14 protein-coding genes and 1 tRNA gene are annotated in these 13935 nt (G+C 64.1%); 12 read left to right on the forward strand and 3 right to left on the reverse strand.

Translation table 11 applies throughout. The features are described 5' to 3' along the window. The 4 genes from DPM35_RS31175 (at window position 1) to DPM35_RS31190 (ending at window position 1884) form a co-directional block, all read left to right on the forward strand. Window positions 1-627 carry a Maf-like protein gene (locus DPM35_RS31175; RefSeq protein WP_112131327.1) on the forward strand — a complete coding sequence of 209 codons (627 nt, stop codon included), beginning with the start codon at window positions 1-3 and terminating at the stop codon, window positions 625-627. Further along, on the forward strand, window positions 624-845 hold the full coding sequence (gene yacG, locus DPM35_RS31180; RefSeq protein ID WP_112131328.1) for a DNA gyrase inhibitor YacG: 222 nt from the start codon (window positions 624-626) through the stop codon (window positions 843-845). The genes DPM35_RS31175 and yacG overlap by 4 nt, the downstream gene beginning before the upstream one ends. Before the next feature lie 277 nt (window positions 846-1122). Then, window positions 1123-1198, forward strand: a tRNA-Phe gene (locus DPM35_RS31185). A gap of 347 nt (window positions 1199-1545) precedes the next feature. Then, entirely contained in the window at window positions 1546-1884 is a 339-nt protein-coding gene (locus tag DPM35_RS31190) for a BRA0787 family protein (RefSeq protein WP_112131329.1), read from the forward strand. A gap of 103 nt (window positions 1885-1987) precedes the next feature. Here the strand turns inward: DPM35_RS31190 and DPM35_RS31195 are convergent, their stop codons facing one another. After that, the gene (locus DPM35_RS31195) at window positions 1988-2824 is read right to left on the reverse strand and encodes a universal stress protein (protein WP_112131330.1); all 837 of its coding nucleotides are present in this window, start codon (window positions 2822-2824) and stop codon (window positions 1988-1990) included. Between the two features lie 166 nt (window positions 2825-2990). On the opposite strand from DPM35_RS31195, the gene DPM35_RS31200 reads away from it, so the two are divergent. Together DPM35_RS31200 and DPM35_RS31205 are read left to right on the forward strand one after the other, a co-directional pair. After that, window positions 2991-3389: a c-type cytochrome gene (locus tag DPM35_RS31200; RefSeq protein WP_112131331.1), complete on the forward strand. Its 399-nt coding sequence runs from the start codon at window positions 2991-2993 to the stop codon at window positions 3387-3389. 65 nt (window positions 3390-3454) lie between these two features. Then, window positions 3455-5014 carry a bifunctional aminoglycoside phosphotransferase/ATP-binding protein gene (locus DPM35_RS31205; RefSeq protein WP_112131332.1) on the forward strand — a complete coding sequence of 520 codons (1560 nt, stop codon included), beginning with the start codon at window positions 3455-3457 and terminating at the stop codon, window positions 5012-5014. 37 nt (window positions 5015-5051) lie between these two features. Here DPM35_RS31205 and DPM35_RS31210 read toward each other — a convergent pair whose 3' ends face one another. Beyond that, complete coding sequence (locus DPM35_RS31210) at window positions 5052-5705, reverse strand: outer membrane protein (RefSeq protein ID WP_181592245.1); 654 nt, start codon at window positions 5703-5705, stop codon at window positions 5052-5054. A gap of 408 nt (window positions 5706-6113) precedes the next feature. On the opposite strand from DPM35_RS31210, the gene DPM35_RS31215 reads away from it, so the two are divergent. Continuing rightward, complete coding sequence (locus tag DPM35_RS31215) at window positions 6114-7154, forward strand: AraC-like ligand-binding domain-containing protein (RefSeq protein ID WP_112131334.1); 1041 nt, start codon at window positions 6114-6116, stop codon at window positions 7152-7154. 95 nt (window positions 7155-7249) lie between these two features. Here DPM35_RS31215 and DPM35_RS31220 read toward each other — a convergent pair whose 3' ends face one another. Further along, window positions 7250-9931, reverse strand: a complete 2682-nt coding sequence (locus DPM35_RS31220) for a bifunctional acetate--CoA ligase family protein/GNAT family N-acetyltransferase (protein ID WP_112131335.1) — start codon at window positions 9929-9931, stop codon at window positions 7250-7252. Window positions 9932-10072: 141 nt separating this feature from the next. Here DPM35_RS31220 and DPM35_RS31225 point away from each other — a divergent pair, with 141 nt between their 5' ends. The 5 genes from DPM35_RS31225 to DPM35_RS31245 all read left to right on the forward strand — a co-directional run bounded on the left by DPM35_RS31225 (window position 10073) and on the right by DPM35_RS31245 (window position 13878). Continuing rightward, a complete protein-coding gene (locus DPM35_RS31225; protein WP_112131336.1) occupies window positions 10073-10459 on the forward strand; it encodes a DUF302 domain-containing protein in 387 nt (128 codons plus the stop codon). Window positions 10460-10467: 8 nt separating this feature from the next. Beyond that, window positions 10468-12339, forward strand: coding sequence for a heavy metal translocating P-type ATPase (locus tag DPM35_RS31230; protein ID WP_112131337.1), 1872 nt, complete (start codon window positions 10468-10470; stop codon window positions 12337-12339). Then, complete coding sequence (trxC, locus tag DPM35_RS31235; protein ID WP_112131338.1) at window positions 12336-12785, forward strand: thioredoxin TrxC; 450 nt, start codon at window positions 12336-12338, stop codon at window positions 12783-12785. The genes DPM35_RS31230 and trxC overlap by 4 nt, the downstream gene beginning before the upstream one ends. Window positions 12786-12870: 85 nt before the next feature. Continuing rightward, complete coding sequence (locus tag DPM35_RS31240) at window positions 12871-13257, forward strand: hypothetical protein (protein WP_112131373.1); 387 nt, start codon at window positions 12871-12873, stop codon at window positions 13255-13257. 30 nt (window positions 13258-13287) lie between these two features. Further along, window positions 13288-13878, forward strand: coding sequence for an NAD(P)H-dependent oxidoreductase (locus DPM35_RS31245; protein WP_112131339.1), 591 nt, complete (start codon window positions 13288-13290; stop codon window positions 13876-13878). Window positions 13879-13935: the final 57 nt, after the last annotated feature.

The following is a 13935-nucleotide window of genomic DNA, read 5'->3' on the forward strand; positions in this document are numbered from 1 at the left end:
ATGAGCATCCTGCAGAAGCTCGTGCTTGCCTCGGGTTCGCCGCGCCGCATCGAACTCTTGCAGCAGGCCGGCATCGAGCCGGACCGGGTGCTCCCCGCCGATGTCGACGAGACGCCGCAGCGCGCCGAGCATCCGCGTTCGCTGGCCAAGCGCCTGTCAAAGGACAAGGCCGAGAAGGCGCTGGCCTCGCTGAAAAGCGAGGAAGATTACGCGCCCGCCTTCATCCTTGCCGCCGACACGGTGGTGGCGGTTGGGCGGCGCATCCTGCCCAAGGCCGAGACGATCGACGACGCCATCAATTGCCTCGGCCTGCTCTCCGGCCGCTCGCACCGCGTCTATTCCGGCGTCTGCCTGATCACGCCGGGCGGCAAGCTGCGCCAGCGGCTGGTGGAAACCAGGGTTCGCTTCAAGCGGCTGCCGCGTGAGGAGATCGATGCCTATGTCGCATCGGGCGAATGGCGCGGCAAGGCCGGCGGCTATGCCGTGCAGGGCCTGGCCGGCTCCTTCGTCGTCAAGCTGGTCGGTTCCTACACCAATGTGGTCGGCCTTCCGCTTTATGAAAGTGTCGCCTTGCTTTCGGGCGAAGGGTTCAAGGCGCACCAGAACTGGCACGCCTCACGCTCATGAGCCTGGACGACAAGGTGACACCGCTTCGGCCGAAGCGGCCCTGCCCCGAATGCGGAAAACCCTCCTCGCGCGAGCACTATCCGTTCTGCTCCGCGCGCTGCAAGGACATCGACCTCAATCGCTGGCTGAAAGGCGCCTATGTCATTCCCGGCCGAGACGGCGAGGAGGACGAAGACGACAGCCCGAAGCCGGAACCCGCGCCCAAGGACGAGGGTTAAGCGGCAGCTGCCATTGGTTTTCGGCGATTTTCTTTCCCGACAGAATCAACGGATCAGCCAAGTACTTGTTTTCACTCAATTCCGAAGGGGAAAAGAGCCGCGCGCTTTTCCCAGAATTGCGCTTGTTTTTTACGCAATTCCGAGGCGGAAAACCACTGCACACTTTTCCTGGAATTGCTCTGGACAGCCAAGATACCCGTGCTATAACCCACGCGCTTTCAAGGGGCGCCCGGCGCTTCTCTGAAATCCGGCGGGCGGTTCCCGCTAGCCGGCGCAGGCCCAGATAGCTCAGTTGGTAGAGCAGCGGACTGAAAATCCGCGTGTCGGTGGTTCGAATCCGCCTCTGGGCACCATCCCTTCTTCCCCCGATATTCCCTATCGCCGAAGCGTCTACGCTCAAGCCTCCGCAAATTACTGAATTAGCTTTTCTCTCGCGAATGCTCGCCAAGCGCGCGATGAAGCCAAAGGCCTCCTCGAGGCTGCCGATCCGGCACAGCAGCGCAAATTCCAGAAAGCTGGAAGCCGGCGGATCCTGGCCGAGATTTGCGCCAGTTTCAGACATGGCTAAAGGTCGGATTTTTCAATTGTGCGGCACGGCCGCAGCCGATTTTTTATATTCTATAAAATTTATAGACTTTGACCCGATTCGCACGCAATATCAGAGCCGGGTGTGGGGCTGCCGCTTCAAGGAGGAGACCTTATGACCACACGCCAATTGCCTGCGCTGCACGAGGGGCACGCACCCGTCATGTTGCATGGAGCGTTTGACGAAGCGTTGGAGGCCTACCAAGACTGGGCGCCGGGCGCGGATGAGCCCCAAGTGGAATTCGAGGGCCGGCTGGTGCCGATCAGCTCCGTCTTCGGCCGCATGCGCACCTGCACGGACATCCTTCCATGGCGCCTCGAGGGCGACGTCTCGGCGATCGTCGGCGACGCATCGATCTCCAGCGGCGACAGGCCGGCCACTTATGCCGATGCCGCTCTCATTCTTCGTTCGCTGTGCGTCGGCAAGCTGCGTGACGCCGGCATCCTTCGATAGGCTATAGCCAGCCTCTGCCGCCGCAGCCAGACCTGTCTCGGCTGCGGCGGCAGCAGCGGCATTCGAAACCGCGTGTGGTTACAGCCTTTCGGCGAATGCGCCTTCAACGGGCCATAAGAACCGCCAGCCCTGGGTCCTCGATCATGGACTTGGTCACGCCGCCGAAAATCCGCTCGCGCAGCCGGGAATGGCCGTAAGCCCCCATGACCACGAGCTCGGCGCCGGTGTCGGTCGCATGCTGGCGAAGAACGTCGGCGACGGAATGGCCCGAGCTCGGCAGGCGATCCACCGCGACCTTGACGCCATGTCGCGAGAGATAGGCCGCCACATCCGCTCCCGGCTCCGCGCCGTGATGCCGTTCGTCATCGATCGGATCGATCATGGCGATGCGGACCTCATCGGCGGATGACAGGATGTCGAGCGCCTCCCGCACGGCGCGCGAGGCCTCCGGGCTGGCGTCCCACGCGACAAGGACGCGTTTCGGTTTCAATGTCGCGCGTGCTCCCTCCGGGACCAGCAGGACAGGCTTCCCGGACGAGAACAGGCTGCCTGCAAGGACCTTGTCCTTGAGCAAGCGGCTTGCGAGCAGCTCGGGTCCGACGATGGTCAGGTCGGCGTAACGGGCCCGCCGACCGATGATCTCATCTGTCCAGGACTGCTCCGGGTATTCGCTGCTGAGGTCGGCCGATACGGCGCTTTCCGACAGCATCTTGGATACCACCGAGCTGCGCTTCTCCAGGGTTTCCATTTCGGCTTCGCGCTCCGCGAGCCACGCCGGCGAGACCACCGCTGCGTATTCTCCGCCTGACGGAGGCGCCGCGATGACCACGACAAGCACGGAGAGATGTGCATCGATTTCCTCGCACAGACCAGCGGCGAGCCTCAGATCATCGTCTCCGTGATCGGGCCCGGTAACCGTGAGCAACGTCTTGAATGGCATGGCGGCCGCTCCTTTTCCAGGAAGTTTCACACGGAATGTAGCCGTAGCGAGCCGGTTGGAATCCTTCCTTGCGCTGAATCAAAACGCCGCCTCGCAAGATTGATCCCGGTCAACGTGCGTGAGCGTCGCATGGCTTAGCCTGATAGCGATGGCTGGAGGCTGATCAATGAGATTCCGGGCGACGATTGGTCTTTTCGCGCTGACGCTGAGCGCCGCGGCGGCGCAGCAGATGAGCAATGGACAGCAGGAATATCTGAATTCCTGCGCGGTCTGCCATGGCGTGGACCGCAAGGGCGACGGGCCCTTGGCCGATGAACTGCGTAAGCGCCCGGCCGATCTGACGACGCTGGCCAAGCGCAATGGCGGGGAATTTCCCTACTGGCGGGTCTACGCCACGATCGACGGTCGCGGTCTCGTCCCGTCGCATGGCGAGCGCGACATGCCGGTGTGGGGCAACCAGTTCCTGCCTGACGACGTAAAGCGCTACGGTCCCTACGGCGGGGAGGCCGTGACTACGGAACGCATCCATAACCTCACCGGTTACGTCCAGACGCTTCAGCGTTAGCGAATCCGGCGAGACTTCGGTCGGCGGGCCGAACGATGTGCAACCAGGGCCAAGGACATACCCCAATGATCACCGAGAACCAGGATGTCGTGGTCGAGATGTTGAAGAACCCTGCCAGCTATGGCGAGGTTGGTCCGGTCGAGACGATCGAAACGCACATTTCCCGGATCTTCCTCGTCGGGCGGCGCGCGTTCAAGATGAAGCGGGCGGTCAAGCTGCCCTATGTCGATTTCTCGACGCCGGCGTTGCGGCTCGCCGCCTGCGAGAGGGAGGTGGAGCTGAACTCCAGAACAGCGCCCGGCCTCTATCTCGATGTCCACCGCATCACGCGTACCGGAGCCCGGCTTGCCCTGGATGAGGCGGGAGAACTGGTCGACGCCGTCATCGAGATGGTCCGCTTCGACCAGTCCAAGCTCCTCGATCGCATGGCCGCGGCGGGGGAGTTGACACAAGCGCTGATGACAGGCGTGGCCCGCATGATCGCGCACTATCACCGCGGCGCTGAAGTGATCCATGCCGGCAGCGGGTCGGCGAATATCGGCGGCGTCCTCGAAATCAATGCGGCCGGTTTCGCGACAAGCCATGTGTTCAACGGAAAGGAGATCGAAATGCTCAACGCGGCACTTCGAGACGCCCTTGCCCGCCATGCCGGCCTGCTCGACCGTCGCGAGGCGGCAGGCCGGGTCCGCCGCTGCCATGGCGACCTGCATCTGCGCAACATCTGCGTCTTCGATGGCGAGCCTCGGCTGTTCGACTGCATCGAGTTCAATGATCAGATCGCCACCGTCGATGTCCTCTACGATCTCGCGTTCCTGCTGATGGATCTGTGGCATCGCGGGTTTCCGCAATTCGCCAATCTGGTGATGAACCGCTATCTCGATGACGCCGACGACGAAGACGGTTTCATGCTCCTGCCTTTCTTCATGGCGGTGCGGGCAGCGGTGCGCGCGCATGTGACGGCGACGCAGGTCGAGGAGGGCAGCCAGGATCCGACAAAACTGATTGCCGAAGCGCGGTCCTATTTCCAACTCGCGCAAGCCCTGCTTGCCGAAACGCCGCCTCGGCTCGTGGCAATCGGCGGCTTGAGCGGCTCGGGCAAGACCACGGTCGCCGAGGCGCTCGCCCCTCGGATCGGCGCGCCGCCCGGCGCCCGGATCGTCGAGAGCGACCGCATTCGCAAGGCCATGCATGGCGTGGCGGCCGAAACGAGGCTGCCGGACAAGGCCTACCGTCCCGGCGTATCGGAACGCGTCTACCGCCAGATAGCCTGGCTCGCGGAGCTTATCCTTGCCGAAGGCGGCTGCGTCGTCGCCGACGCGGTCTTCGACAGGCCGGAGGATCGCGACAGGGTCGAGCGCGCGGCGAGCGGGACAAACGTCCCGTTTGCCGGTTTTTTGCTGGCGGCAGATCCGTCGGTGCTTTGGCGCCGGGTCAGCGAGCGCAAGGGTGGCCCCTCGGATGCCACCGTGGACATCCTCTCAAGACAATTGCAGCGCTCGGGCGGTCCGTCGAGTTGGCGCAAGATCCAAGCCGATCGCGACGTCGCCGAAATCACCGCGGAGATGCAGACTTTCGCCGACAGCGCCACCGCGGCTCCGGCCGGTATCAAGAAGACCGGATCGTAGCGACGTCGCCTCGGCCCAGATCGTGCCGGAGCCCGGATCAGAACTTGTAGCTGATGCCCGCACGCACCGTCTGCTGATGCAGGTCGACTTTCACGCCCTGAGGAAAGGACTTGGAGCCGAAATCGTTGTAGCGGTACTCGAGGCTCGCGATCCAGTTGTCCGACAAAGCATGCTCGATGCCCGCGCCGGCGGTCCAGCCGACAAAAGTCCTGCTTTCATCATAGTTGAAAATCGGCATCTCCACGGAGGCATTCGCGAAGGCCACGCCACCCGTCACGAAGAGCATCGTGCGATCGACGGCATAGCCCGCGCGCAGACGCGCGCTACCTTGCCAATCCGTTCCACCCCTGGCGAAAAGTTCGTTGAAGAACAAGATATCCTTCTTTGTCCAGGCATGCTCGACGTCAACCTCGACGCCGCCGACGAAGTTGCCATTGAACTGCCAGTTATAGCCGGCATGCACGCCCAGAAGTCCGCCATTGAGGCCATCGACATCGGCGGCGGGGTCGGAATCGACATTTACCTTGCTGTTCATCCAGGCATAGCCACCATGCAGACCTACATAACCGCCCGTCCAGACAAAGCCCGCGGGCACAGCCGCAGGACCTGGTTCGAACGTCACGGAATCAGCCGCGAATGCCGTGCCCGAAACGGAAAGAAAGATGGTCGAAGCAAGAAGAAGCGTCTTCATGGAAACCCCAGGATCGTGATGCCAATGCGTGCCTTTCGAAGGCACAGGACGCCAAGGAACCTCGACACGCTGGTTCCGCACACTCGGGGCGAAATGCATGAACTCCTGTCCGCTGGCGGTGCGACCGATCTAGGCCGGACAAGGGCCGAAGGAAACGAGTCGGACACCGGTTTTTGTCCCGGAAGGGCCTGCAATCGTCCCAATCTTCATTGGCCAGAGGAAAATGCTTGCCCTTCCGCGGCGGAGTGTCAGGCCGACCCGACTGGAAAGTGCTTGCGCGGTGAAAATCCGGTTGCACTCGGCATAAACGTCGCGAATGCTGTCCAGCACCTCGTGGATCAGGCAGAGGCGTAGTCGAGCGATCATCGTGTTTCAGAACGCCGTTCAAAATCAAAAGGCAGAAAAGTCGTGACGGTCGGGTCGGACCTCAGCCAGATCGTTCGCTCCGATACCGTGTCGCCTTCCGAAAACTTCCGGCAATGGCGGGCCGGGCTTGCCAGCCTTTTCGAAGCGGCGCCGCTTGACGGAGCCGTGGAAACCTTCCGTGCCGATCTGCACTGCCTCAATCTCGGCAGCTTTCTCATCGGCATGTCAAAGGCCTCACCCCAGGTGTTTTGCCGCGATCGAAGCCTTGTCTCCGCGGTGGGCGTGGATCATCTGCTGATCCAGTTGTACGTCTCCGGCGAATGCGAGTTCAAGGTCGATGGTTCTCAATCGCGCGGCGGGACCGGCGACATTGTCTGTTTCGATCTTTCACGTCCAATGAGCTCGCAGGCGGGCGATCTCGAAACGATCAGCCTCGTGGTCCCACGACAACTCGTTCGCTTGCCCCGGCGCGCATTCGACGCAGTACATGGCGCCGTGTTGGACGGTGCGACGACGTTGGGCGTGCTCCTGCGCGAGCACTTGTTGTCCATGGCAAAAGTTGCTCCGCGCCTTGGGGCGCATGACGGCAAGCTGGTCACGGAAGCAGCGGCCGCGCTGATCTCCGCCGGACTATCGGCGGCGGTTTCCGGACCGGCCGCTTCCGAGAGCGAGTTGATCGGCAGCGGCCTGCAATCGATCCAGAGCTTCATCGAACGGAACCTCACCGATGAAGCCCTGTCGCCTGAAACGATCATGCGCCATTTTGGTCTGTCGCGTTCGGTTCTTTATCGTACGTTCGAGCCCTTAGGCGGGGTTGCAGACTACATACGCGATCGCCGCCTCGACAGGGCGTTCCTGCAACTCGCTTCCATAGGAAAAGGACGCGGCGGCGTCTCCAGACTCGCCTATACCAATGGCTTCGCGAGCGAGGCGGCATTCTCCCGTGCCTTCCGCCAGCGCTTCGGCATGAATCCGCGCGAAGCCATTCTGGAGTCGGACCGGCGTGCGGCAGGCAAAAGCCACGCACAGGACAATTGGATGCAGGCCTGGCTGCGCGGTCTGAGCGCGACGGGCTCCAGATGATGCATGAGCGCCGACCGGCAGTTCCTCTTGCGCTTGGCTACGGGTGTGCAGGCCGGTGAACATCAAGAAGAGGCAATCGCAGCGCCGTTTGCCGGTCAGCGTAGCTCCAGCGTCGCCAGGGACAGGCCGGGCTCGCTCGGGTGGTGCGCGACCGAGAAGCCAAACTCCAGGCACATCGTGAGCATCTTGCGGTTTTCGTTGAGGATCGTGCCCTCGATGCGGCCGATGCGTTCAGCCCTCGCATAGTCGATGACCTGTTTCAGCAGATCCCATCCCAGGCCATGGCCTTGCAGATCGGATCGCACGAGCAGCGCATATTCACCGCTCCTGTGATCGGGGTCGCAGGAAAGCCGGCCGATTCCCGCCAGCGCTCCCGTGTCCTTTTCAAGCGCGACGAAGGCGATGTCGCGGTCGTAGTCGAGCTGCGTGAGCCGCTTCAGCATCTGGTCGGGGAAGTTCTTCCGCAGCGACAGGAAGCGCAGTCTGAGGTCGTCGGGGGAAATCCTCGCCAGGAACGCGGGATAAAGCGCCACGTCCGCCGGCATGATCGGCCGGACGTGAAAGGTCATGCCGTCCGACTGGAAATCACGGCTCCATCCCGACGGATAGGGCCTTATGGCAAGCGCCGGGTTCGGCGCCGGTTCATTCACCCGTCGCGGGTCGATCTCGATACGGGCATCGAGCGCAACCACGCTTTCGGCATCGGCCAGCAGCGGGTTGATGTCGAGGGAGACGAGGCAGGGGAAGTCGACGATCATTTGCGACAGGCCGTTCAGCGCGGCGATGATCGCGCCGCGGTTGGCCGGCTTGCGATCGCGATAGCCGGCAAGCAGGCGGCCTATCCTGGTCGCGTCGATCGCGTCTCCGGCCAGCACGTCGTCAAGCGGCGGCAGGGCGATCGCGGTATCGTTCACGACCTCGACCGCCGTGCCGCCGGCGCCAAACAGAATGACCGGGCCGAACATCGGGTCCAGGTTCATGCCCAGGATGAGTTCCTGCGCATGCTTGCGCGCGACCATGGCTTGCACCGCGTAGCCGTCCGCCTTCACTTGCGGCGACCGCGCGCGCAGGCGTGTCTCGATCGACCGGGCGGCCTCCGCGGCCTTGTCGGCGGTCGCGATGTCGAGGACCACGCCGCCGACGTCCGACTTGTGCGAGACCACCTTCGACAGCAATTTGACAACCACCCTTTCCGAGCTTTGAAGAAGCTCGCCGGCCGCCTGCGCCACGTCCGCGACGGATCCGGCGACGATGGTTCGCGGCACGGGAATGCCGTAGGCTTCTATCGCGGCTTTTGCTTCCGGTTCCGTCAGCAAGCGCCGTCCTTCGGCGGCCACCTTCCGGAAGATGGCGTGCGCCGATGCCTTGCCGTCGAACCGGTCATCACCCCGGCTCGAGGGAGTCCGCAGGAGCGCCCGCTGGGCTCGCGACCATTCGCCGAGATAGGACGCCGCGACCGCCGCGTCTTCCGGCGTCTCGAAGTTCGCGATGCCGGCTTCCGTCAGGACGCGCCGGCCTTCGCGCGCGGTATGCTCGCCGAGCCAGCACGCGAGAAGCGGTTTTCCGCCGATCTCGCCCTCGTCGCCGAGCTCGGCGACCTTCCTGGCCGCGTCCGGCGAGGAACCGAGCCCGGTGGGGCAATTCATGACCAGGATAACGTCCGTCCCCGGATCCGCGGCCAGGGCTTCGAGCGCCGCCCCGTAGCGTTCCGGCGCGGCGTCACCGACGATGTCGACCGGGTTCGCACGCGACCAGGTCGGCGGCAGCGTACGGTCGAGCCGCTCGATCGTCGAGGTCGCAAGTTCAGCCAGCTCGCCGCCACGGTCGACGATCTTGTCGACGGCAAGTACGCCGGCCCCGCCGCCGTTGGTGACAATGCCGACCCGTGCCCGCTCTAGGGGAGCGTGGCGCGCGACCGTCTCGGCGGCGTCGAGCAGCTCGGCGAGATCATCCACACGCAGCACCCCTGCCCTGCGCAAGGCGGCGTCCACTACCCTGTCCGCGCCCGAAAGCGCGCCGGTATGCGTCGCGGCCGCCCTCGCCGCCTGCTCGTGCCGGCCGGGCTTGATCGCGATAACCGGCTTGAGGCGCGCCGCCGCCCGCGCGGCCGACATGAACTTGCGCGGATTGGGTATGGTTTCGAGATACATCACGATGGCGCGCGTGTGGAAATCGCCCGCCAGCATGTCGAGGCAGTCGCCGACGTCGACGTCCGCCATGTCGCCGAGGGAGATGATCCGGGAAAAGCCGACATTGTTCTCGGCCGCCCAGTCGATCAGCGACGTGGCGATCGCGCCGGACTGCGAGATCAGCGCAATGTTCCCGGTCCTCGCCGCCATATGGGCGAAACTGGCGTTGAGCTTCGCCGGAGGGACCATCAGCCCGACGGTGTTCGGGCCAATGATGCGCATGAGCGAGGGCTTGGCCGCATCGAGCATGGCCTGGCGCAGACCGTTGGCGTGATTGAGCCCCGCGGTGATGACGACGGCGGCTCGCGTACCCTTTTCCCCCAGTTCCCGCACGATGTCGGGCACAGTCTCGGGAGGGGTCAAGATCACGGCCAGATCGGGAACCCCAGGCAGATCGGCAGCCCGGCCGTAGCAGCGGTGGCCGGCCACTTCCGAACGCTTGGGATTGACCGGCCAGATCTCCCCCTCGAAGCCGCCGCCGACAATGTTGTCGAAGACAACGCGGCCGACCGAGCCAACGCGCTCGGTCGCGCCCACGACAACGACCGATTTCGGTGAGACCGCGTATTCAAGATTTCGGATCGTCATTCTGGAGAACTCCTTGCCGCCACATTCACTGAAGGCGCCTGGCATTCATTGCGCTGGATCAAAGCGTCATCCGCCCCCCGCGGCTAGCTACTGCCCTCAAGCTGTCTCTGCTGGCGAAGATCGCCGTGGAAGGAGAATCCGATGAGCTACTATTTCAGCAAGAGCCTCGACATGCCGTTCGCCGCGGCGATCGAACACGTCACCAAAAAGCTTGCCGGCAAGGGCTTCGGTATTCTGACGAGGATCGATGTCCAGCACACGATGAAGGTCAAGCTGGGCGTCGACTTCAAGCCATACATGATCCTCGGCGCCTGCAATCCGCATTTCGCATGGCGCGCGCTGCAGGCCGAGGACAAGATCGGCGCGATGCTGCCCTGCAACGTGATCGTGACCGAGGCCGCCCCCGGCAAGGCCGAGGTAGCGACGGTCGATCCGATGGTCGCGATGGGAGCGATCGACAACCCGCAGCTTGCCGCGACGGCAAAGGATGTCCGGCTGCTGCTGCGGGAAATGATCGAAGAACTTTGACTGTTGCCATGAGCGAAACCGTGCTGCGGCGCACGTTGCTGATCATCGCCGTTCTCGGTCTGGCGCTCGGGCTAGGCGTCTGGCGATATGGCATCGACATCGCCTCGCCCGATATGATCTGGGCGGCGGCAACTTTGCCCGTCGTGGCGGCGCTTGCCATCTCGATCTTGCGGGATTTCTGGATCGGCCGGATCGGAGTCGACGCCATCGCGCTGGTTTCGATGTCGGCGGCGCTGTTGCTTGGGCAGGCCTTGGCGGCGGTGGTCGTCGCCATCATGTATGCCGGCGGCACGGTGCTCGAGGATCTGGCGCGCGGCCGGGCGGAGCGGAATCTCAAGGCTCTGACCGACAGGGCGCCGCGTGTGGCGCACCGGAAATCCGCACATGGCACCGAGACCGTCGCGATCGACCAGGTTGCGGTCGGCGACGAGCTTCTGGTGCGCGCCGGCGAATTGCTGCCCGTGGACGGCATCCTGATCGACGCATCAGCCCTGCTCGATGAGTCGACCGTCACAGGAGAACCCCTGCCGGAGCGGCGCGGCGCCGGCGACGCATTGCGCAGCGGCACCGTCAATGCAGGCGAGGCCTTTGTCATGCGGGCTTCCGCCGTCGCCAACAAAAGCACCTACGCCGCGATCGTGCGCATGGTCGCCGCCGCGCAGACGGCCAAGGCGCCGTTCATACGCATTGCAGACCGCTTTGCCCTGCTCTTGCTTCCAGCCACGCTGCTGGTTGCCGGCATCGCCTGGTATCTTTCCAATGATCCAGTCCGCGCCCTCGCCGTTCTGGTGGTCGCGACGCCCTGCCCACTGATCCTCGCGGCGCCCGTTGCATTCATCGGCGGCGTGTCGCGCGCCGCCCGCGCCGGCATCCTCATGAAGGGCAGCGCGGCGCTGGAGGCGCTCGCCCAGATACGCACCGCGATCTTCGACAAGACAGGGACCCTGACGCTCGGCGGCGCCGAGCTGATCGAGATCGACGTCGCTCCAGGCCAGGGAACCGATGAGCCGCTGCGGCTGCTCGCCTCGCTTGAACAGGCTTCGCATCACGTCCTTGCGGATTCGATTGTCCGCATTGCCCGACATGGAAACCTTTTGCTTTCCCAACCCCGTGATGTCCGCGAGCATCGGGGAGAAGGTCTTGAGGGTCAGGTGGACGGGATGTCGGTCGTGGCCGGGTCGAGGCCGCTTGTTCTTGGAAACGGGCCGTTGCCCAATTGGGCGAAGAGCGGAGAGAGCCGTTACCGCGACACGCAGGTGCTCAGGGTGTTTGTGACCATCGATGGCCGGCTTGCCGCTGTTTTCACATTCGGAGACGCCATACGCGAGGATGCTCCCGGCACTGTCGGGGCTTTGCGTTCGGCAGGCGTCACCCGGATAGTCATGCTGACCGGCGATGACGGCGCGGCGGCCGAAAAGGTCTCCGCTTCGCTCGATCTCGATGCCGTCTTTTCCGATGCCACGCCGGCCGACAAGGTTGGAACAGTCGAGGCCGAGAAGGCGACGGCGCCGACGATGATGGTCGGCGACGGCATCAACGATGCTCCCGCCCTTGCCGCGGCGACCGTAGGCATTGCCATGGGAGCCCGCGGCGGGACAGCCTCGTCGGAGGCGGCGGACGTGGTCGTGCTGACCGACAGGCTGCAGCCTGTCGCGGAAGCACTGCGTATCGCCAGGCGCACGCGCGGGATCGCCCTGCAGAGCATCGTCGTCGGGCTGGCGCTCTCGGGCGCGGCGATGATCGCGGCCGCCATGGGGCATATAACGCCGGTGGCGGGAGCACTGCTGCAAGAGGGCATAGACGTCGCCGTCATCGTCAATGCGCTGCGGGCCCTTGGCGGTGGGCGTCTCGAGCACAGTCAAACCGGGAGGAGGTCGTGACCCAGGAGAATCTGGTGGTTTGCACCAAATGCGGCGTGGTCAACCGCCTGCCGCCGAACCGAAACAGCGCCGAAGCGCAATGCGGAAAATGCGGCGCCCGGCTGTTTTCCGGGGTTCCGCAGGACATCGACGCGGCGAACTTCGACCGTCAGATCGGGCGCGGCAGCCTGCCTGTCCTCGTCGACGTCTGGGCTCCGTGGTGCGGTCCCTGCAAGATGATGGCGCCGGCCTATGAGGCCGCCGCCAAGGCGCTCGAGCCGCACATCCGGCTGGTCAAGCTGAACTCCGACAAGGAGCAGGCCGTCGCGACGAGGCTGGGCATTCGCGGCATCCCCACCATGATCCTGTTTCACCGCCAGCAGGAAATCGCGCGCATATCGGGGGCGATGAGCACCGGCCAGATCGTCAATTGGGTTCGCGGCCACCTGCCGACAGGTACGAGCTGATCCTCCCGACGATCCAGGTTCCGTTTGACCTTGATCAAGGTGACATCCGGCCGCCGCGATAGGAATGGCCTCAAAGGAGTTTGCCATGACCAGCTTGCACGATCTCACCCCCAGATTCAGGAACATCCGCCTGCTTCTCGCACGCGAAAAAGGTCATCCGGAGGGGGACCGCGAAGAAGGCTACGATGTGCTGGCGCCGCTTACCGACGAGGGACGGCTCGACGCGGAGGAGTGGAAATCGCACAAGGGCTTCTGTCGCGTCCGCCGCTTCCGCACCGGCGAGGACGATCTTGTCGGCCGCTTGCGGCGCAAGCCAGGCGGTCAATGGTATTTCGACTACGCCGAGGGCGATCGTGACGACGAGGTCGGCTTTCATCTTGGCGAGGAGCGCTTCGTCACCGGCGAGTACGTCTCGATCAAGCGCAACGGGGCCATGCACACGTACCAGGTGGCCCGCGTCGAGCAGCCATAGCAGGCCTTCCGCAGGTGACCGGAGGGGGCCATGTCGCGCCGCGTCCTCGTTCTCGTCGGCCATCCCGACCCGTCTCCTGACCGGCTCTGCCGGGCTTTGGCCTCGGCATATGCTGCAGCGGCGGACAAGGCGGGCCATAGCGTGCGCAAGATCGACCTGGCCCCGCTGGACTTTCCGATGCTGCGGACAATGCAGGAGTTCGAGCATGGGGAGATTCCCGAAGGCCTCAAGGAAGCAGGCGAGGCGGTCGTCTGGGCGGAGCATTTCGTCTTTGTCTTCCCGCTCTGGCTGGGCACCGCGCCGGCCTTGCTGAAAGCTTTCCTCGAGCAGGTGATGCGGCCAGGTACGGCGTTCGCCTATCCGGCCAAAGGCGAAGGTTTCGCCAAGTCCTTGCTGCGCGGCCGCTCCGCCCGCCTGGTGGTGACCATGGGAATGCCGGCGGCCGTCTACCGGATATGGTTCCTCAGCCACGGGATTGCCGGCATGCGGCGCGGTATCCTCAATTTTGTCGGCATCAGGCCGGTGCGGGAAACCTTGTTCGGCATGGTTGCGAGCGCCAGCGACGCTAAGCGGGCAAAGTGGCTGAGGCAGATGGAACGGCTGGGCGAACGCGCGGCTTAGTGCGTTTCACCATTCATGGAAACGGCAAACCTCTCCACCTCTTTGTCCTGGCGCGAT

This window comes from Mesorhizobium atlanticum (assembly GCF_003289965.1).
Taxonomy (GTDB): domain Bacteria; phylum Pseudomonadota; class Alphaproteobacteria; order Rhizobiales; family Rhizobiaceae; genus Mesorhizobium; species Mesorhizobium atlanticum.

What these genes read in the sequence shown, in the direction of transcription:
- DPM35_RS31190 (WP_112131329.1), top strand. Translation starts at nt 1,546, where the DNA reads ATGACCACACGCCAATTGCCTGCGCTGCACGAGGGGCACGCACCCGTC.
- DPM35_RS31220 (WP_112131335.1), bottom strand. Translation starts at nt 9,931, where the DNA reads ATGACGATCCGAAATCTTGAATACGCGGTCTCACCGAAATCGGTCGTT.
- DPM35_RS31210 (WP_181592245.1), bottom strand. Translation starts at nt 5,705, where the DNA reads ATGAAGACGCTTCTTCTTGCTTCGACCATCTTTCTTTCCGTTTCGGGC.
- yacG (WP_112131328.1), top strand. Translation starts at nt 624, where the DNA reads ATGAGCCTGGACGACAAGGTGACACCGCTTCGGCCGAAGCGGCCCTGC.
- DPM35_RS31230 (WP_112131337.1), top strand. Translation starts at nt 10,468, where the DNA reads ATGAGCGAAACCGTGCTGCGGCGCACGTTGCTGATCATCGCCGTTCTC.
- DPM35_RS31225 (WP_112131336.1), top strand. Translation starts at nt 10,073, where the DNA reads ATGAGCTACTATTTCAGCAAGAGCCTCGACATGCCGTTCGCCGCGGCG.
- DPM35_RS31245 (WP_112131339.1), top strand. Translation starts at nt 13,288, where the DNA reads ATGTCGCGCCGCGTCCTCGTTCTCGTCGGCCATCCCGACCCGTCTCCT.
- DPM35_RS31200 (WP_112131331.1), top strand. Translation starts at nt 2,991, where the DNA reads ATGAGATTCCGGGCGACGATTGGTCTTTTCGCGCTGACGCTGAGCGCC.
- DPM35_RS31240 (WP_112131373.1), top strand. Translation starts at nt 12,871, where the DNA reads ATGACCAGCTTGCACGATCTCACCCCCAGATTCAGGAACATCCGCCTG.
- DPM35_RS31195 (WP_112131330.1), bottom strand. Translation starts at nt 2,824, where the DNA reads ATGCCATTCAAGACGTTGCTCACGGTTACCGGGCCCGATCACGGAGAC.
- DPM35_RS31205 (WP_112131332.1), top strand. Translation starts at nt 3,455, where the DNA reads ATGATCACCGAGAACCAGGATGTCGTGGTCGAGATGTTGAAGAACCCT.
- DPM35_RS31175 (WP_112131327.1), top strand. Translation starts at nt 1, where the DNA reads ATGAGCATCCTGCAGAAGCTCGTGCTTGCCTCGGGTTCGCCGCGCCGC.